General features: G+C 63.6%; 17 protein-coding genes and 2 tRNA genes. 5 read left to right on the top strand and 14 right to left on the bottom strand.

Annotation, left to right across the window (positions count from 1 at the left end):
* Nucleotides 1-475: 475 nt before the first annotated feature.
* Together HTS88_RS11770 and HTS88_RS11765 are read right to left on the bottom strand one after the other, a co-directional pair.
* Nucleotides 476-1354, bottom strand: a complete 879-nt coding sequence (locus tag HTS88_RS11770) for a rhomboid family intramembrane serine protease (protein WP_174178568.1) — start codon at nt 1352-1354, stop codon at nt 476-478.
* Between the two features lie 9 nt (nt 1355-1363).
* Complete coding sequence (locus HTS88_RS11765; RefSeq protein WP_174178566.1) at nt 1364-1909, bottom strand: peptidylprolyl isomerase; 546 nt, start codon at nt 1907-1909, stop codon at nt 1364-1366.
* Nucleotides 1910-2064: 155 nt separating this feature from the next.
* On the opposite strand from HTS88_RS11765, the gene HTS88_RS11760 reads away from it, so the two are divergent.
* Complete coding sequence (locus HTS88_RS11760; RefSeq protein ID WP_174178564.1) at nt 2065-2982, top strand: hypothetical protein; 918 nt, start codon at nt 2065-2067, stop codon at nt 2980-2982.
* Between the two features lie 149 nt (nt 2983-3131).
* Nucleotides 3132-4007: a glycosyltransferase family 2 protein gene (locus HTS88_RS11755; RefSeq protein WP_174178562.1), complete on the top strand. Its 876-nt coding sequence runs from the start codon at nt 3132-3134 to the stop codon at nt 4005-4007.
* Nucleotides 4008-4028: 21 nt separating this feature from the next.
* On the opposite strand, the gene HTS88_RS11750 is transcribed toward HTS88_RS11755, so the two are convergent.
* The 12 genes from HTS88_RS11750 to dnaA all read right to left on the bottom strand — a co-directional run bounded on the left by HTS88_RS11750 (nt 4029) and on the right by dnaA (nt 17347).
* On the bottom strand, nt 4029-4979 hold the full coding sequence (locus HTS88_RS11750; RefSeq protein WP_174178560.1) for a DMT family transporter: 951 nt from the start codon (nt 4977-4979) through the stop codon (nt 4029-4031).
* A 99-nt stretch (nt 4980-5078) separates the two neighbouring features.
* Nucleotides 5079-5154, bottom strand: a tRNA-Ala gene (locus HTS88_RS11745).
* Nucleotides 5155-5225: 71 nt separating this feature from the next.
* Nucleotides 5226-5342, bottom strand: coding sequence for a DLW-39 family protein (locus HTS88_RS22005; protein WP_219816817.1), 117 nt, complete (start codon nt 5340-5342; stop codon nt 5226-5228).
* Nucleotides 5343-5411: 69 nt separating this feature from the next.
* Nucleotides 5412-5485 (bottom strand) — tRNA-Ile (locus tag HTS88_RS11740).
* 97 nt (nt 5486-5582) lie between these two features.
* Nucleotides 5583-6272 (bottom strand): DUF3566 domain-containing protein, encoded by a 690-nt coding sequence (locus tag HTS88_RS11735; protein ID WP_174178557.1) that lies wholly within the window; start codon nt 6270-6272, stop codon nt 5583-5585.
* On the bottom strand, nt 6269-8944 hold the full coding sequence (gene gyrA, locus HTS88_RS11730; RefSeq protein WP_174178555.1) for a DNA gyrase subunit A: 2676 nt from the start codon (nt 8942-8944) through the stop codon (nt 6269-6271). The genes HTS88_RS11735 and gyrA overlap by 4 nt, the downstream gene beginning before the upstream one ends.
* Nucleotides 8945-8998: 54 nt before the next feature.
* The gene (gene gyrB, locus HTS88_RS11725) at nt 8999-11086 is read right to left on the bottom strand and encodes a DNA topoisomerase (ATP-hydrolyzing) subunit B (RefSeq protein ID WP_104186667.1); all 2088 of its coding nucleotides are present in this window, start codon (nt 11084-11086) and stop codon (nt 8999-9001) included.
* Between the two features lie 380 nt (nt 11087-11466).
* Nucleotides 11467-12027 (bottom strand): DciA family protein, encoded by a 561-nt coding sequence (locus HTS88_RS11720; protein WP_174178553.1) that lies wholly within the window; start codon nt 12025-12027, stop codon nt 11467-11469.
* Nucleotides 12011-13222 carry a DNA replication/repair protein RecF gene (gene recF / locus HTS88_RS11715; protein ID WP_174178551.1) on the bottom strand — a complete coding sequence of 404 codons (1212 nt, stop codon included), beginning with the start codon at nt 13220-13222 and terminating at the stop codon, nt 12011-12013. Before recF ends, HTS88_RS11720 begins: the two co-directional genes overlap by 17 nt.
* Nucleotides 13223-13268: 46 nt before the next feature.
* The gene (gnd, locus tag HTS88_RS11710; RefSeq protein ID WP_217432530.1) at nt 13269-14207 is read right to left on the bottom strand and encodes a phosphogluconate dehydrogenase (NAD(+)-dependent, decarboxylating); all 939 of its coding nucleotides are present in this window, start codon (nt 14205-14207) and stop codon (nt 13269-13271) included.
* Nucleotides 14208-14273: 66 nt separating this feature from the next.
* A complete protein-coding gene (gene dnaN, locus HTS88_RS11705; RefSeq protein WP_174178547.1) occupies nt 14274-15398 on the bottom strand; it encodes a DNA polymerase III subunit beta in 1125 nt (374 codons plus the stop codon).
* A gap of 524 nt (nt 15399-15922) precedes the next feature.
* Nucleotides 15923-17347: a chromosomal replication initiator protein DnaA gene (gene dnaA / locus HTS88_RS11700; protein ID WP_174178545.1), complete on the bottom strand. Its 1425-nt coding sequence runs from the start codon at nt 17345-17347 to the stop codon at nt 15923-15925.
* Between the two features lie 468 nt (nt 17348-17815).
* Between dnaA and rpmH the strand changes: the two genes are divergently transcribed.
* The 3 genes from rpmH to yidD are packed head-to-tail and all read left to right on the top strand — an operon-like array spanning nt 17816 to nt 18791.
* Entirely contained in the window at nt 17816-17953 is a 138-nt protein-coding gene (gene rpmH, locus HTS88_RS11695; protein WP_003800212.1) for a 50S ribosomal protein L34, read from the top strand.
* A gap of 39 nt (nt 17954-17992) precedes the next feature.
* A complete protein-coding gene (gene rnpA / locus HTS88_RS11690; RefSeq protein ID WP_174178543.1) occupies nt 17993-18403 on the top strand; it encodes a ribonuclease P protein component in 411 nt (136 codons plus the stop codon).
* A complete protein-coding gene (gene yidD, locus HTS88_RS11685) occupies nt 18396-18791 on the top strand; it encodes a membrane protein insertion efficiency factor YidD (RefSeq protein ID WP_174178541.1) in 396 nt (131 codons plus the stop codon). The genes rnpA and yidD overlap by 8 nt, the downstream gene beginning before the upstream one ends.
* The last annotated feature ends 8 nt before the right edge of the window (nt 18792-18799 follow it).

Genomic DNA, 18799 nt, shown 5'->3' with positions numbered 1-18799 from the left:
ACTTACCAACATGCCGATACCCACAAGTTATCCACAGTTGTGGATACGGCCGGAGACAACCTGGACGCCGGAGGCCTGCACGCTGCCATGCGGGCCTGTACACAGAGGTGAACTACAGCCTTGTTGTTTATTAACAGTGTGCATAACGGTGTTGATAGTTCCCTCCTGAACAGCGGCCTGAGCCCTCAGGGAAGCAATTTCCCCGAGGTTATCCACAGAACCTCATCCCCGGGCCGGTTTGTCCACTTAAACACACCCCTATCCCCAGAGGTTATCCACAACTGTGGAGAAAAACAGGCCTGTTCTGGGGAAAACAGCCGCAATTCAGCGGTCTGGAAGGGTCCGATCGATGAACTACACGCCTGTAAGTTACCAACACTGTGGATAAGGGCTGTGGAAAACAAAAGCCCCGCCGTCCTGCGGACGGCGGGGCTTTCTTGTGCGAGGTGTGAGTATCGGCTGCTTGAACCTGGACCTACAGGGAGATCTTAAGCCAGCTGACGGCAATGAGCAGGAGAAGAACTCCGGCCAGTCCTGCGGCCTGGAGGAGCCGCTGCCGCGGCCCGCGGGGGACATATGCCAGGACCGCGGCGCAGAGGCCGCCGGTGATGAGTCCGCCCAGGTGCGCCTGCCAGGCGATCTGGGGGATGAGGAACCCGATTACCCCATTGATCGCGATCAGCACCCAGAGCTGGCGGGTCTCACCGCCCCGGTGGCGCTGCACCAGCAGCATGGCCCCGAAGAGGCCGAAGATCGCGCCGGAGGCACCCACAACGCCTACAAGCCCCTGGCCCGGCACAAGGACCGGGTTCAGGAGGAGGTATCCCACGGAACCGCCCACGGCCGAGATCAGGTACAGCGCGAGGAAGCGGGCACGGCCCAGAAGGGGCTCCAGCGCCTGGCCGAAAATCCACAGCGTATACATGTTGAGGATGATGTGCAGGAGCGAGTCCGGCGAGTGCAGGAACGCGGCGGTGAGCATCCTCCATGGTTCGAACACACCGTACTGGGGCGTGGCGAACACATTGTTGTAGGCGAACTGTTCATAGACCACCTGGCCCGGGATCAGCCACTGCAGGGCATACACAACGGCGCACACAGCGATGATCCCGAACGTCACCCGAGGTTTGCCGGTCGCTACGGCACCGCCATAGACGGTCCGCACCTCCGGCGTCGTGCGTGCTGTTTCGTTGACGCAGTCAACGCATTGGAATCCGACGGCGGCCGCCCGCTGGCAGTCGGGGCAGGCCGGTCGTCCGCAGCGCTGGCAGCGGACGTAGGAGGGCCGGTCGGGGTGCCGTGGGCACACCGGAACCTGGGCGGACGGCTCAGCCGCCGGAATTCCGTAACTCATGGTGCGGTATTACAGCTGTTCGATGTCGATGCTGTTGATGGTGACGTCCTCCACCGGACGGTCGCCCATGCCGGTGCGCACGCCCTCGATGGCATCCACAACCTTCTTGGAGTCGTCGTCTGCCACCTCACCGAAGATGGTGTGCTTTCCCTGCAGCCAGTCGGTGGGGATGGTGGTGATGAAGAACTGCGAGCCGTTGGTGCCCTTGCCCATCCTGATGCCGGCGTTGGCCATGGCCAGCTTGTAGGGCTGGTTGAAGCTCAGTTCGGGGTGGATCTCGTCGTCGAACTGGTAGCCCGGACCGCCCGTGCCGCGGCCCAGCGGATCGCCGGCCTGGATCATGAAGTCCTTGATGATGCGGTGGAAGATGGTGCCGTTGTACAGGGGCGTACCACTCTTGTCGTCGCCCGTCTCCGGGTGGGTCCATGCCTGCTCACCCGTGGCGAGGCCCACGAAGTTCTTGACCGTCTTCGGGGCGTGGTTGCCGAACAGGTTGACGACGATGTCGCCGAGGCTGGTGTGGATGGTTGCTTTTGCAGTTGCGATGGCAGTCATAGGCCCTATTCTTCCACGGCAGCCCAGGGAGCGAACGGCTGCCGCCGCAGTTCCGCGCTGGGTGAAATCCTCCCAAAATCCGCTGGGGGAATAGCAGGTGAACACCAAGCCACGTAGGCTAACCACAGAACCGTCACATTAATCGGGAGGTAGTTGTGAAGAAGTCGGACCGTATTGCCCGTGACCTTGAACTGTCAGTCACCAGCGCAGTGGAGAATGCCAAGGATTGGGCAGCCCCCCGTGTGGAAGCAGCCATTGACCGCCTCCAGCATGGCCTGGACACCGCGTCGCCAAAGGTCCAGGAGGGACTGAAGTCCGCCGCCCACAACCTGGCCGACGGTGTTGCCACAGTGACCCCGCGCATCCAGGACGGCCTGGCCCAGCTCGCTCCAAGGATCAACGATGCCGTGGACAACGCTTCGCCCCGCCTGCATGAGGCCCTGGACAAGGCCACCCCGGTGATCCTGAACGCCCGTGACCGCGTGGTTGTGGAGTACCTCCCGCGCCTTTCGGACCAGATCGGTTCCGCCTCCGACGCCGTGCACCGCACGCTGGAGAATGCGCCGGCACGGGTGGACGCAGTCGCCCACAAACTCGGTGACGCGGGAATCATCCACGCCATCCAGGAACAGGCGCAGGCCACCGGTACCCAGCTTAAGGCGGCAGCAACCGAAGCCGGCCGCACGGTGGGCATCCAGCTTGCACAGCCGGAACCCCCCAAGAAGAAGCGCGGCTGGCTGGTTTTCGGTGTGATTGCGGCTGCGGTTGCAGCCGGTGTCGCCGCGTGGAAGGCTTCCAAGCCGGTCGAAGACCCCTGGAAGACCCCCTCGCCGGTAACACCCACGCCTGCACCCGTCCCCGCCACCACGGTGAACGAGGTCCAGGAGTCACCGGTAGCCCCGGCAGCCCCCGAGGCAGGCGCTTCCGCCGACAAGCCTGAGGACTCCGGCGAGAAGGCCAAGCACGTGGCCGAGGATGCCGCTGACAGCACAGCCAAGGCAGCTACGGACGCCAAGACCGCCACCAAGAACATCGCCTCCAACATCGGCAACGGTGACAAGGGCGCTTCATAGTCCTAATGCAGCAGTCCTGATATCCCCGGTCCCGGTGGGCCGGACCAGCAGCCGGAAAAGGGCTCCGCCGCAGGGCGGGGCCCTTTTCCTGTCTCCCGACGTTCCGGTGCTTCGGAGTCGGAGCACCGTTCGGTGCTAGATTTGAACCGATGTCAGCCGAACAATCCTCTGGGGATGCCTTGAACGACGCAGCAGACCTGCCCCGCGTGTCCATTGTCATCCCGGCGTACAACGAGGAGAGCGTCATCCGGCAGTGCCTTATAGCTGCCATCTACCAGTCAGTCCCGGCCCACGAGATCGTGGTGGTGGACAATCTGTCCAAGGACCGCACGGCCCGCATTGTGCAGCAGATGCAGCTCGAGTACCCGGAGACCCCCATCGTCCTGCTCAGCCAGGACAAGGAGCAGGGGCTGATCCCTACCCGGAACTTCGGGCTGGACCACGCCACCGGTGATGTCCTGGGCAGGATCGACGCCGATTCGGTGGTGGAACCGGACTGGGTGGAGCAGGTGCAGAAAGCGTTCCTCGACCAGTCCGTCCAGGCAGCCACGGGCCCGGTGGTGTACTACGACATGCCAATGCGCCGCTTTGGCCTCAAGGCAGACGACAAGATGCGCCAGCTCATGTTGAAGCTGGCCAAGCATCAATACCATTTCCTCTTCGGCTCCAACATGGCGCTGCGTTCCACCGCGTGGGAAACCATCCGGGCCGAAACCTGCCGTGACGAGAGAGACGAGATGCATGAGGACATCGACCTGTCCCTGCACCTGGCCGAGAACGATCTGAAGATCCAGTACTGCCCCCAGATGGTGTCCGGGATGTCTGCCCGCAGGCTTGAGGATTCACCGCGGGACTACCGCTACTACGTCACCCGCTTCGACCGGACCTACAAGGCCCACAACGTCAAGAAGATGGCCCTGAAGGCTCCCATGGTGGTGTTCTTCTCGGTGTACTTCCCCGCCAAGCTCCTGCGGGCCATCCACACCGTTAATACCGCCCAGCCAGTGCGCCGCGGCGGTCAGTAAAGGCCACGCAGCACACCGGCATCAGTCGGTTCCCAACTCCGCGAGCGGCCGGTCCGACGGCGGTTCTTCCCGCCCGTTTGCCGCTGGGCTTGCGCGGCGCGCGGCCTTGCCCGACCGCTGGCCCAGCACCACGACGGCGAGACCCGCAAGGATAAGCCCCAGGCCGGCGTAGGTACCGGCGGGAAGGGTTTCGTGGAGGAAGACCGCGGCAAGAAGCGCGGCACCCGGAATCTCCAGGAGGATGATCATCGACACCAGGAGGGGACTCATGGTGGCCAGCAGGTGGTTGAAGGCGGTATGCCCCACAAGCTGCGCACAGACCGTGATGGCCAGGATCCCCAGCCAGCCGGCGGCTTCAAACCCCACCAGCGGTTGCCCGCCAATGAGCGCCAGTACGGCAACCAGGGCTGCGCACATTCCGTAGCAGAGCGTGGTGTAAGTGCCCGTCGTCATACTTTGCCGGGCTTTTCCACCCGCCAGTGTGTATAGGCCGGCCAGCGCCCCGCCGGCGACGGCCAGCAGGTCACCCAGCAGGGCATCCGGCGACGAGCCCATGTCGAATCCCGTGATGGCAACAACGCCGCCAAAAGCGATGCCCAGGCCAGCCAGCACCTGCCACCGGTGACGGGTCCCGCGGAAGAGCTGGAACACAGCTATCCAGGCTGACTGCAGGCACACCAGTGCCGTGGCCGCGGCAACGGAGGTGAGCTGCAGGGAGGTAATGAAGCAGGCGAAGTGCAGGGCCAGCGCGACGGCGGCCAGCAGGCACCAGCGGAACTCACGGTGGGTGATCCTGCCGAACTGCCGGGGTTCCCGGATGAGGGTGGGGGAGGCCATCACGGCAGCGCCGATGGCGTTGCGCCAGAAAGCGATGGCCAGGGCACTGACCGTTGTGGCCCCGAGGGTGGCAGCAATCAGCGGACCGGACGAGGCGACGCCCAGTACGCCGACGGCTGCGAGAAAGAAGTTCACTGCACTACCCTAGTGCGCGGCAGGGACCGGATGGCTGCAGGTTCCGGATGCGAAAAGCAAAAGTCCCGGCCAGCGTTTCCGCTGACCGGGACTTTCCTATGGTGGAGGCACGGGGACTCGAACCCCGAACCCCCTGCTTGCAAAGCAGGTGCGCTACCAATTGCGCCATGCCCCCATAAGAAGCAACCCGTCAATCATACCCTAGAACCAGGGAGCCTTTGACCAGCTCCGGTCCGGGCTCCGGGGCTAGTCCACCGTGTCGGTTGACTTGCTCCAGACATCTTTCCGGGCCTCGGATTCCTGTGCTTTCCTGTAGAGCAGGACGCCTGCGATTGCCGCTGCCACTACTAGCAACTTCTTCACATGCTCCCCGTTCCGGTCCGGCTGCGGGTTACGCAATCCAAACCTACACTTGAACCTGCACAGGTTCCGTGGGCGTACCAGGACTTGAACCTGGGACCTCTTCGTTATCAGCGAAGCGCTCTAACCGCCTGAGCTATACGCCCCGATGCCTCATCGGGCCGAGACATGACTTTACAGCACATCCCGGCCCGATCTCAAATCGGGCCTTTCCGCGGCTGTCAGGCCCGCGGAAAGGGGACCTTAGTCGTCCGTGAGGGTAACGCCGATGCCGCCCACCAGGGTGGCGGAGATGTTGTACAGCACAGCGGAAAGCATGGAAAGCGCGGTCAGCAGGACCACGTTCACCACCGCGATGATGGTGGCGAAAGAGGCCACCTGGCCCAGGGAAGCCACCTTCTTCAGCTCAAAGCCGCCGCCCTCGGAACCGGCCAGCGTGCCCAGCAGGCTGTCCACCTGGTCGAAGATGCCCGTCAGGTCAAGGACGGTCCACAGGACAATGGCGGCCACAACCGTGACGATTCCCAGGGCCACGGACAGGAGGAAAGCCATCTTCAGGACAGACCACGGGTCCACCTTGCTGATGAGCAGCCGGGCGCGCCGGACCTTTGCCTTCGGAGCAGGCTTCACGAGTCCCGGGTTGCCCTGGCCCGGGGCGCTTCCTGCCGGGCGCTGTCCGGCTGCTGCGGGCCGCTGTCCCGGGGCCGGGCGCTGGCCTGGCTGGCCCGCCGGACGCTCGTTCTGGCCCTGCGCCGGGCGGTCACCCTGGGCAGGGCGCTGGCCGGGAACGGCGGGGCGTTGACCCGGGGCGGCAGCGGGGGCGGCCGGGCGCTGCTGCGGACGGACGGGAGCGTTTACCCGTGGTGCGGCTGAGGGCCGGTTTCCGTCGGGAGCGGTGCTGTTCGGCTTGGGAAATGAGTCGGGATTACTCACTCGTTACCTTCCGTGTAGTCTTCGTTCGGCTCAGCGTCGCCCGAGGCGTCCTCTGACTCAACGGCCGGTGATTCTTCTGCCACTGCTGGGCTGGTGGAATCCTCGGGGGATCCGCCATCTTCAGCCAACGTTACGTCATCCTCCGGCGATTCCTCGCCCTCAAGACCCCGTTCACTGTTGCGTGCCACCTCGATAATCCGGTCATTTTTGTCCGGTTTGGCGAAGATGACACCCATGGTGTCGCGTCCCTTGGCGGGGACTCCGGCAACCGAGGAGCGGACCACCTTGCCGCCCTCCATGACCACCAGTACCTCGTCCTCTTCCTGGACAATCAGTGCACCCACCAGGTCACCGCGTTCTTCCGCGAGCTTGGCTACCTTGATCCCCAGCCCGCCACGGCCCTGGAGCCGGTATTCCTCAACAGCTGTCCGTTTGGCGTAGCCGCCCTCGGTGACGATGAAGACGTACGAACCGTCGGTCACCACGTTGGCGGCCAGCAGCTCGTCCTCTTCGCGGAATTTCATGCCGGTGACACCTGAGGTGGCACGTCCCATGGGGCGGAGCGCATCCTCGGTTGCGGTAAAGCGGATGGACTGGCCCTTGCGGGAGACCAGCAGCAGGTCGTCGGTTTCGGACACCAGCTGCGCGGACACCAGTTCGTCGCCGTCGCGGAGGTTGATGGCAATAACGCCGGCGGAGCGGTTGGTGTCGTAGTCCTCCAGCCGGGTCTTCTTCACCAGACCGCGCTTGGTTGCAAGCACCAGGTAGGGAGCCTGCTGGTAGTCCTTCAGGTCCAGGACCTGGGCAATGTGCTCGTCCGGCTGGAAGGCCATCAGGTTGGCCACGTGCTGGCCCTTGGCGTCCCGGCCGGCTTCCATCAGTTCGTAAGCCTTGGCACGGTAAACGCGGCCCAGGTTCGTGAAGAAGAGGAGCCAGTGGTGCGTTGTGGTGACGAAGAAGTGCTCCACTACGTCGTCACCACGGAGCTGGGCCCCCTTGATGCCCTTGCCGCCGCGCTGCTGCGAACGGTAGTTGTCGCTGCGGGTCCGCTTGACGTAGCCGCCCCGGGTAATGGTGACCACCATTTCCTCTTCGGGGATGAGGTCCTCCATGGACATGTCGCCGTCAAAGCCCATCAGGATCTTGGTGCGGCGGTCATCCCCGTGCTTGTCCACGATTTCGCCCAGCTCGGTGCTGATGATCTCGCGCTGGCGCTGCTCGGAGCCAAGGATCTGGTTGTACTCGGCGATCATGGCTTCGAGTTCGGCGTGCCGGTCCTGGATCTTCTGGCGTTCGAGGGCGGCAAGGCGGCGCAGCTGCATGTCCAGGATGGCCCTGGCCTGCAGTTCGTCGATGTCCAGCAGCTCCATCAGGCCGTCCCGGGCCGCTTCGGTGGTGTTGGAGGCGCGGATCAGGGCGATTACTTCGTCCAGCATGTCCAGCGCCTTCAGGAGTGCCCGCAGGATGTGGGCTTCTTCCTCGGCCTTGCGCAGCCGGTACCGGGTACGGCGGGCGATGACGTCCATCTGGTGGGTCACCCAGTGCCGGATGAAGGCGTCCAGGCTCAGCGTCCGGGGAACGCCGTCAACGATCGCCAGCATGTTGGCGGAGAAGTTGCTCTGCAGTTCGGTGTGCTTGTAGAGGTTGTTGAGCACCACCTTGGGCACGGCGTCGCGCTTGAGGACGATGACCAGCCGCTGTCCGGTGCGGCCGGAGGTTTCGTCCCGGAGGTCGGCGATGCCCTGGATCTTGCCGTCCTTGACGAGTTCGGCAATCTTGATGGCCAGGTTGTCCGGGTTGGCCTGGTACGGAAGCTCGGTGACCACCAGGCAGGTGCGGCCCTGGAGCTCCTCGACGTTCACCACTGCGCGCATGGTGACCGAACCGCGGCCGGTCCGGTAGGCGTCCTCGATGCCCTTGTGGCCCAGGATGGTGGCGCCGGTGGGGAAATCGGGGCCCTTGACCCGCAGCAGGAGTTCTTCCAGGAGTTCCTCGCGGCTGGCCGTGGGGTTGGCCAGGTACCACTGCACGCCGTCGGCTACTTCGCGGAGATTGTGCGGCGGAATGTTGGTGGCCATGCCGACGGCGATGCCTGAGGAGCCGTTCACCAGCAGGTTGGGGAAACGGGCGGGCAGGATGGTGGGTTCCTGGTTCTTGCCGTCGTAGTTGTCCTGGAAATCGACGGTTTCCTCGTCGATGTCACGGACCATTTCCATGGCCAGCGGCGCCATCTTTGTTTCGGTGTAACGCGGGGCGGCAGCGCCGTCGTTGCCCGGGGAACCGAAGTTGCCTTGGCCGAGGGCCAGGGGGTACCGCATCGTCCAGTCCTGGATGAGGCGTACCAGCGCATCGTAGATCGCGGTGTCGCCGTGGGGGTGGTACTGGCCCATGACCTCGCCCACCACGCGGGCGCACTTGTTGAACGAGCGGTCCGGCCGGTATCCGCCGTCGAACATCGCGTAGAGGACCCTGCGGTGGACCGGCTTCAGTCCGTCGCGGACGTCGGGAAGGGCACGGCCCACGATGACGGCCATCGCGTAGTCGAGGTAGGACCGCTGCATTTCAGTCTGCAGGTCCACCTGCTCCACGCGGTCTATCAGCACGTCGCCTTCAAGAACGGTGTCCGGAGTACCGGCTTCGGAGGCCGGGTTCTCGGGTGTTTCGTCGCTCATATTAATTTCCGTTTCAGGTATATGTCAGTAATCGAATATCTATCGGACCGTGTCCTAGATATCGAGGAACCTGACGTCCTTGGCGTTCTGCTGGATGAAGTTTCGGCGGGACTCGACGTCCTCACCCATCAGGACCGAGAAAATCTGGTCGGCGGCGAGGGCGTCGTCCATCGTCACCTGCAGCAGCGTGCGGTGGTCCGGGTCCATGGTGGTGTCCCACAGCTCGGTGTAGTCCATTTCGCCGAGGCCCTTGTAGCGCTGGATGCCGTTGTCCTTGGGAATCCGTCGCCCGGCAGCCTGTCCGGCAACGAGCTTCGCGTCGCGTTCACGGTCGCTGTACACGTAGTCGTGGGCGGCGTTGGACCACTTGATGCGGTACAGCGGCGGCTGCGCCAGGTAAACGTAGCCGTTCTCGATCAGGGGACGCATGTAGCGGAACAGCAGGGTCATCAGCAGGGTGGTGATGTGCTGGCCGTCCACGTCGGCATCAGCCATCAGGACGATCTTGTGGTACCGCAGCTTGGAGAGGTCGAAGTCCTCGCCGATGCCCGTGCCGAAGGCGGTGATCATGGACTGGACCTCGGCGTTGCCCAGCGCCTTGTCCAGGCGCGCGCGCTCCACGTTCAGGATCTTTCCGCGCAGGGGAAGGATGGCCTGGGTCTCCGGGTTGCGGCCGCGCTTGGCCGATCCGCCGGCGGAGTCGCCCTCCACGATGTAGACCTCGCATTTCTCCGGGTTCTTCGAGGAGCAGTCGGAGAGCTTGCCGGGCATTCCGAAGGATTCCAGCGGGCTTTTCCGGCGGGCGTTGTCCCGGGCTTTCCGCGCGGCCATCCGTGCCTGCGCTGCGGAGATCGCCTTCCGGATGACGTCGCGGGCAGGACCCGGGTTGCGCTCCAGCCAGTCGCCCAGACCGTCGGTGACCACGCGCTGGACAAAGCCCTTGACCTCGGAGTTGCCGAGCTTGGTTTTGGTCTGGCCTTCGAACTGGGGTTCGGCGAGTTTCACGGAGATAACGGCGGTGAGGCCTTCCCGGATGTCATCGCCGGTCAGGTTGTCGTCCTTTTCCTTGATGATTCCCTTTTCGCGCGCATAGCGGTTGATCAGGGATGTCATCGCAGCCCGGAAGCCCTCTTCGTGGGTGCCGCCCTCATGCGTGTTAATGGTGTTGGCGTAGGTGTGGACGCTTTCGGAGTACGCGTTGGTCCACTGCATCGCCATTTCCAGGGCGATCTTCCGGTCCTTGTCCTCGGTTTCGAAGGCGATGACGTCCTCGTGGACCACGTCGACCTTCTTGCCCGAGTTCAGGTGCTTGACGTAGTCCAGCAGGCCGTCGTCGTACTGGTACACCACGGTGCGGTGTTCCGCGCTGACCTCGCCTTCGGTGACCACGGCGTCCAGGTCCAGGTCGGCGTCGCCGTCCGCTTCAGCGGAAGTGCGCTCGTCCGTGAGCGTGATGCGGAGTCCCTTGTTGAGGAAGGCCATCTGCTGGAAGCGGGCGCGGAGCGTCTCGAAGTCGAACTCGGTGACTTCGAAGATTGCCGGATCCGGGTAGAACGTCTGGGTGGTGCCGGTGCGGTCGGTCTCTTCGCCTTTGACCAGGCTGCCCTGGGGCTTGCCTCCGTCCGCGAAGGACATGCGCCAGACGTGCCCCTGGCGCCGTACTTCCGTATCCACGCGGCTGGACAGGGCATTCACTACCGAGATGCCCACGCCGTGGAGCCCGCCCGAGACCGCGTACCCGCCGCCGCCGAACTTTCCGCCGGCGTGCAGGATGGTCATGACCACTTCAACCGTGGGTTTGTGTTCCGTGGGGTGCATGTCCACCGGGATGCCGCGGCCGTCGTCCACAACCTTCACGCCGCCGTCGGCCTGAAGGACAACCTCAATGTGCGTGCAGTAGCCGGCCAGTGCCTCGTCCACGGAGTTGTCAACAACTTCATAGACCAGGTGGTGGAGCCCGCGCGGCCCTGTGGAGCCGATGTACATGCCCGGACGTTTCCGGACGGCTTCCAGGCCTTCAAGGACAGTGATGTCGCTGGCGCCATATTCGCGCTGCGTCCCTGGCGCGGCCGGGGTGTCAGGCGTACGGGCATCCTCGACTGCGGGTTCAGCTGCCAGAATATCTGTATTGTCGTTAGCCACAGGCGCTGTCGACTCCTCTGTTCTCGATGATGGCCGGCCGAATCCTCCCCGGTTACTGCAGGAAAGTCATCCGCCAACAGGCACAAACTTGTAGCGCCGATGTATGGCTGACGGTGGACCCGCACTCCGCGGGCTTGAAACGCGCGGAAAACGGACCCAGTCAACGTTCACCCGCGCCCAGTTATCTACAACGATTCTACCGTGCAGGCGCCCAATTCCCCGCATTCCAGGGCCTTCCACGGGCGGTGGTGTGCCTCCCGGAGGCCATTGGCCGCGCCTTGGGCGCGTTGGCAGGACGGCCTCCGGGTGCCTATACACCCTCCGGCCCTTTCAGGGCTCTACACGCCGTTACGTCGATTTTCAAGAGTCCGCTGCCGGCGCTACCCGTAGGTGTCGCGGGGACCCCGCCCGTTCACGGACCGGCCGCCCTTGCGCCAGCTCGGCGCGGAAGGGCCCAGAACCTGGATGCTCGTGACCACTCCGTCCCCCAGTTCCACCCGGAACTTCTCCAGAAGGCTGGTGCTGAGGAGCCGGAGCTGGGTGGCCCAGGCCGTTGAGTCGCAGCGGACGTGGAGGGTGGTGTCGGTGAAGCTCTCGGGCGTGCAGTGGGCCGAAATTTCGGGGCCTACCAGGGTGGCCCATTCGGCCATGACGGATCCGACCGCCACCGGTGAGGTCCAGCCGCGCTCCGCCACAAGGCGTCCCACCACCTTTCCCAGGCCGAGGGGATCGCGGCCGCTGGCGTGGAACTGGCTGAAGCCGCGGGTGTCCCGGATGCCCTTTTTGGCTTTGGCGGAGCCCGGGCGGGATGCGGTCCTGCGGATCTCGCCCCGGGCCGCGGCGGCCTCCCGCATCCTGTTCAGGGCAACCTGGGGAGCATCGATGTTGTCGGGGTCGCGGCCGGGCTGGAGCCCGCCGCCTTTTTCACTGTCCCTGCTCATCAATACCTCCCGGGATGACCTTCACCCGCCGTCCGGAGAGCTCTTCCGGGATGTCGGCGTCGACGGCGGCGGTCACCAGGACCTGTTCCGCGCCGGAGACTATTGCGGCCAGTTTACGCCGCCGCTGGACGTCCAGCTCGGCAAAAACATCGTCCAGGATCAGGATGGGAGCCGAACCCCCGGTCCGGGTGTCGTCCAGCATCACGTAATAGGAGGCGAGCCGAAGGGACAGGCACATGGACCATGTTTCGCCATGGGACGCATAGCCCTTGGCCGGGGCCTGGCCCAGGATGAGTTCAAGTTCGTCGCGGTGGGGACCCACCAGCGAAATGCCCCGTTCTATCTCCTTGCGGCGGGAGTCCGCGAAGGCCTTGACGTACCGTTCCGCCAGCTGTTCCACGGACAGCTGGCGCAGGTCCTCCACATCCGCTGCAGCACCCCCGGCAATGGTGCCGGCTGCACGCATCAGCGGTGCGCCGTCGTCGTCCATCTGGTTCTGGAGGCTGGAGCGGTAGACGGCGTCGGCAGGTTTGGAGGCATCGGTCAGCTCCGCGTAGGCACGGCCCAGGTGCGGCCGCAACCGTTCCACCAGTTCAAGCCGCGCGTGCAGCAGTTCGGCCCCGGCTTTCGCCATGTGCTGGTCCCACACGTCCAGGGTCGCCTCATGGGCGGGCGTGAACTTGCCGGCGCGGGCTGATTTGAGCAGCGCATTCCGCTGTTTGAGGACACGGTCGTAATCGCTGCGGGTGGCGGCGTGGTGCGGAACGAGGCTGGCGAGCAGTTCATCTATGAAACGGCGCCGGTTGGAAGGATCACCCTTCACCAGGGCCAGGTCTTCCGGCGCGAACAGGACCGTCTGGCAGATACCCAGGAGATCGCGTGCCCGCACCGGATTGCTCCGGTTGATGCGTCCGCGGTTTGCCCGCCCCGCATTGATTTCCAGTTCCAGCACGGTGATCTGCTCCCCGCGGACCAGCCGGGCCCGGACCAGCGCACGTTCCGTGCCGAACCTGAGCAGGGGCGCGTCGGAGCTGACGCGGTGTGAGCTGAGCGTGGCCAGGTAGCCGATGGCCTCCATCAGGTTGGTTTTGCCGATGCCGTTGTATCCCACAAGGACAGTGACACCGGGCCCCAGGGCAAGGTCCACCTGGGCATAACTGCGGAAGTCAGTCAGGGAGAGGTGTTCTAGGTACACGCGGTTTTTCGGCAATTCCGGGAACCTCGCGGTTCCCTGCTGGGTATTACTTGGCGGGACGGGTGGCGTGGCCGCCGAACTGGTGCCGCAGCGCGGACACCATCTTCATGGCCGGGGAGCTGTCCTCGCGGGACTCGAACCGGGCGAACAGCGCGGCAGTGATGGCCGGCGCCGGAATCGCATTGGCAATGGCTTCTTCCACGGTCCACCTGCCTTCACCGGAATCCTCAACGTAGTCGTCGATGTTTTGCAGGCCCGGATCCTCATCGAGGGCTTTGACCAGCAGGTCCAGCAGCCAGGACCGGACCACGGTGCCTTTTTGCCACGCCCGGAAAGTTCCGGGCAGGTCACTGATGATGTCCTTGGAAGCCAGCAGCTGGTAACCCTCGGCATATGCCTGCATCAGGCCGTATTCGATCCCGTTGTGGACCATCTTGGCGTAGTGGCCCGCGCCGATCCCGCCCACATGGACAAAGCTGTCCGCCCGGTTACCCTCGGGACGCAGGGCGTCGAAGACAGGAAGCGCGCGCTCAATATCGGCGGCGTCGCCGCCGGCCATGAGGCCATAGCCGTTCTGTAGTCCCCAGACTCCGCCGGAGACCCCGCAGTCCGCGAAGTGGATCCCCTTCGCGGCAAGGAGTTCGCCGTGTTTCTGGTCCTCGGTGAACCGGGAATTGCCGCCGTCGATCACCAAATCACCCTCGTCGAGCTTTTCGCCCAGCTCCTTGATGACGGCGTCGGTGATGTCGCCGGCAGGGACCATGACCCAGATGAGCCGCGGCGTGGGAACTGCAGCAAGGAGCTCATCGATGGAGGCGGCGTCCGTAACGTCCGGGTTGCGGTCGTATCCGGTGACCTCAACGCCGCCATTGCGCAGCCGTTCGCGCATGTTGAACCCCATTTTGCCGAGGCCGATCAGTCCGATGTGCACGTGACTCTCTTTTCTGCGCGGGGTTGGCTGTCGTTTTGGGGCCCAGGACGACAACACCTGTCTGGGCCCAGGCCGCCGGGGTTCCCTGGCCGAGCTTGCGAGGCGAGGGTGGCGGTGGAGTTAGTTGGGGAGGCGGACCGGCATCACCAGGTAGCGGTAGTCATCCTGGTCTTCGCCGTCGGCGTCTGCCTGGGCTGTGATCATGGCGGGCTTGGGTGCCGTGGTGAAGGAGAACCGGACAAACTTGGTCTCAATCACGCTCAGCCCCTCCACCAGGTAGTGGGGGTTGAAGGCCACGGTGATGTCCTCACCGGAAAGCTGCGCTTCCAGTTCCTCGGACGCCTGGGCGTCCTCTCCTGTGCCGGCGTCCAGGTTCAGCTGGCCCTGCGTGAAGGCCAGGCGCACCGGGGTGTTGCGTTCCGCCACCAGGGAGACGCGCCGCACTGCTTCCACGAGTTCCTGGGTCTGCACGGTGGCGTGGATGGGGGTGGAATCCGGGAACAGCGAGCGGATCTTGGGGTAGTCGCCGTCCACCAGCAGCGAGGTGGTGGTGCGTCCGCCGCTTTCGAAGCCAATCAGCCGGCTTTCGTCGTCGGCGAGGGCGAGGTGGATGTCGCCGCTGTTGCCAAGGGTCTTGGCTACTTCGTTCAGGGTCTTGGCCTTGACCAGCGCGCTGGTTGAAATGCCGGGGGTGACCGGCTTCCACGGCACCTCGCGCATCGCCAGCCGGTAGCGGTCGGTGGCGAGGAGCGTGATGAGGTCGTCTTCGATCTCCATCCGCACGCCGGTGAGGATGGGCAGGGTGTCGTCCTTGCTGGCGGCGATGATCACCTGGGACACCGCCTGGGCAAAGGAGTCGCCGGGAACGGTGCCGCTGATGGGCGGAAGCGCCGGAAGGGGCGGGTACTCGGCTTCCGGCATGGTTGCCAGGTGGAAGCTGCTGCGGCGGCAGGTCAGGGTGACTTTGTTGCCGTCGGTTTCGACGTCGACCGGAGCCGATGGCAGGCTGCGGCAGATATCGGCCAGGAGCCGGCCGGAGACCAGGATAGTTCCCTCGTCCCTGATGTCGGCCGCGATTTCCAGGCGGGCAGAGGTCTCGTAGTCAAAGCTCGAGAGGCTGACGGTGCCGGCTTCGGCCTTCAACAGCAACCCGGAAAGGACCGGAACAGGCGGCCGCGGAGACAACGAGCGGGCTGTCCAGGTGACGGCTTCTGCCAGGACGTCCCGATCGACTCTGAACTTCACGGAAGGGTGCCGCCTTTCATTGCTGCTGCGTTGTTGTACCTGAAACGTCCCGCCGGGAGTTCCGAAGAGTTGGTGCCCCGCTCGCGTTCCTGCATGGTCCGTGCTGCCGGAACCACACGAAAACCCGAGGATGGGAGCGCTGCTGACAGCTTAGCCGGAAGATCCGGGATTAACCCATCCCCCCAGTCAGCCAGGCCCCTTTGGGCCGCTCGGCCTGGAGAGGTTCGGGAGGGCGGACCGGTCTTGTTGTTTGAGGGATTTCAATTTTTTGGGATTAGTAGTGTTAATAACTGCTGTGGAAACTGTGGATAACTCCCCCTCACCGTGAAATCCGGGGGTTAAGCCCTGTTCATGGACTGTGGGCGGCGGACGTTTTAAACAGGGTGTGGATGGGGACAACATTTTTCGCGATTTTTCGAATCCACAGGCGCCTTAAGGGTTTTAAGCCCATTAACCGCGGTTGTCCCCTTAAGTATCCACAGGCTTATCCACATGCACCTGTTAATAAGGTATAGAGGCGGCGGTTACGAGTCCCGCTGCTGCTGCTTGATCCGGTTGGTCAGCTCTGTCACCTGGTTGTAGATCACACGGCGCTCTGCCATGAGCTCGCGGATCTTCCTGTCGGCGTGGATCACGGTGGTGTGGTCGCGGCCGCCAAGCTCCTGGCCAATCTTCGGCAGCGACATGTCCGTCAGTTCGCGGCAGAGGTACATGGCGATCTGGCGTGCAGTCACCAGGGTCCGGGTGCGCGATTTGCTGCACAGCTCTTCCATGCTCAGCTTGAAGTACTCGGCGGTCTGCTGCAGGATCTGGCTGGACGTGATCTCTTGGGCGCCGTCGTCGGTGATGAGGTCCTTGAGGACCATCTCGGCAAGGGCCACGTCAACGGGCTGGCGGTTGAGGCTGGCGAACGCGGTGACGCGGATCAGTGCGCCTTCGAGCTCACGGATATTGCTGGAGATTTTTGATGCGATGTATTCAAGCGCGTCATCCGGCGCGGACAGGCCTTCGCTGAGCGCCTTCTTGCGGAGGATCGCAATCCGGGTTTCAAGTTCCGGCGGCTGGATGTCGGTGAGGAGGCCCCATTCGAAGCGTGACTTCATGCGGTCCTCGAAACCTGCCAGCAGCTTGGGCGGCTGGTCCGAGGTGATCACTACCTGCTTGTTGTTGTTGTGCAGCGAGTTGAACGTGTGGAAGAACTCCTCGAGCGTACGGTCCTTGCCTGCGAGGAACTGGATGTCGTCGATGAGCAGCACGTCGACGTTGCGGTAGGTGGTCTTGAAGCTTGCACCTTCATCGTCGCGGATGGAGTTGATGAAGTCGTTGGTGAACTCTTCCGAATTCACGTAGCGAACGCGGATGCCGCTGTAGAGCCGGCGGGCGTAGTGTCCGATCGCGTGCAGCAGGTGGGTCTTTCCCAGACCCGAGTCACCGTAGATGAACAGCGGGTTGTACGCCTTGGCCGGTGCTTCAGCCACTGCGACGGCGGCAGCATGGGCAAAGCGGTTGGACGAACCAATGACGAAGGTATCGAAGACGTATTTCGGGTTCAGCCGGCCAAACTCGTGCGACGTGCTGGGCAGCATCGGCTGCGGCTTCTGCTCGATCAGCTGGTCCGCAGAGAAGGACGGCTCGACGACGACGGGTTCAGGTTCCGTGTGGATGGGCACCAAATCGGTATCGACGTCGATGGCGCACCGGATGTCCTCGGAGAAAACGTTGTGCAGCGCATCATCCAGTGCGTCCTTGACCTGGGTCTGGAGCACTTCGCGGGTGAGCTCGTTGGGGACGGCCACCAGGAGGGTGGAACCGATCAGGCCCTGGGCCTGGGCGAGGATGACAAAGCCCCGCTGACGTGGTGAAACACGGTGGTCCTGCTCCAGCAGGCTGACAACGCGCCGCCAGGAACTTCCGACAGTATTGGCGTGGTTGGCTTCGTCTACTGTCATCAATCGGTTCCCTCAAAACTTGCTTTGCCTGCATTGCCTGCAGCCGCAAGTCATGAACCAGGATGGATTCAGCTTCATCCACAGGGTTATGCACAGTCCGTGGATAATCGGCTACTGGGCCACTCTAGGGGATGAAAAGCCTAGAAGATAGCTGGCAAGTAGCTTGTGGATAATTACACCGGTGTGGTTCGGAAAAGGGGGCTGTGAGCCACTTCATCCACAGGCTCCGGGGGCAGGTTAGGCACAGCTGGGGATAGCGGCCAGAAGGGGTTCCGGTTTGACTCGGGGGCTTAAATTGCCCTAACGTTGTGAAGTCCTTTGTGTCCGCTTTTTGGCCCCATCTGAATCTCCCAGGCGCAGTGCGCTTGGGCAGCCGGGGGAAGCGTGCATATACAAAACTTAGCGTCGGCCAGTTCTTCCCCATTACTGATCGGGTGGGCGCACCTTTGATCCACTGGAGTAACTAACGTGAGCAAGCGGACTTTTCAGCCGAATAACCGCCGTCGAGCCAAGAAGCACGGCTTCCGCCTTCGTATGCGTACCCGTGCCGGCCGTGCCATCCTGGCAGCCCGTCGTGGCAAGGGTCGCACCGAGCTGTCGGCCTAAATACTGACTCGTCGGTAGACATTTCTTTGCGAGTTTAAGGTGCTGGCCACCCGTAACCGTTTGAGGACTGCATCCGATTTTTCAACAACTGTACGTTCCGGTGTCCGCAATGGACGCCGGAACGTAGTGTTATATACGGCAGCCATTGCTGCTGACGAACCCAGCCGGATCGGGTTCATCGTTTCCAAGAGTGTAGGGAACGCTGTGGTCAGGAACCTCGTTAAGAGGAGACTGAGAGAAGCAGGTGCTGCCTCGCTGCGCGAGCACGGTACCGGGTTTGCCATAGTGGTCCGGGCGCTTCCTGCGTCCGCAACTGCCAGCTGGGACCAGCTGCTGTCGGATTACAATGCCGCATTGGAATCGACGATGGTCCGGCTGGCCGGCCGCCCTGCAAGGGCTGCTGCCAAGGATTCGGCCGGTACAACACAGGAGGGGACACCGCGTGCGTAACGCCACCGCCGTCGTCGTTACTTCCCTCCAACGTGGTGCTGCAGCCGTGGGGCTGTTCCTGTGGAACCTGCCCCGGAATATTCTCATTCTTCTTCTCAAGGCCTACCGCAAGGTGATTTCCCCCTTGTACGGCCAGGTGTGCCGGTTCTTTCCCTCCTGCTCGGCCTATGCGCTCGAAGCTGTCACTGTCCATGGCGCCGTCAAGGGAAGCTGGCTCGCTGTCCGGCGCCTTGGCCGCTGCCATCCATGGAACGCCGGCGGTGTGGACCACGTCCCCGCCGGCCATCGGGAATGGCCTGAGCACCAGACCCCCACAATTGTTGTGCTGAACAACCCGGACAAGTACCTGGCTGCTCGGACTGATGGAGAAGGCCGCAGTGCGGCCTGACGAATAGG

Origin of the sequence: Pseudarthrobacter oxydans (genome assembly GCF_013314975.1) — a bacterium.
GTDB lineage: Bacteria > Actinomycetota > Actinomycetes > Actinomycetales > Micrococcaceae > Arthrobacter > Arthrobacter oxydans.
This window is presented reverse-complemented; position numbering and strand designations above follow the sequence as displayed.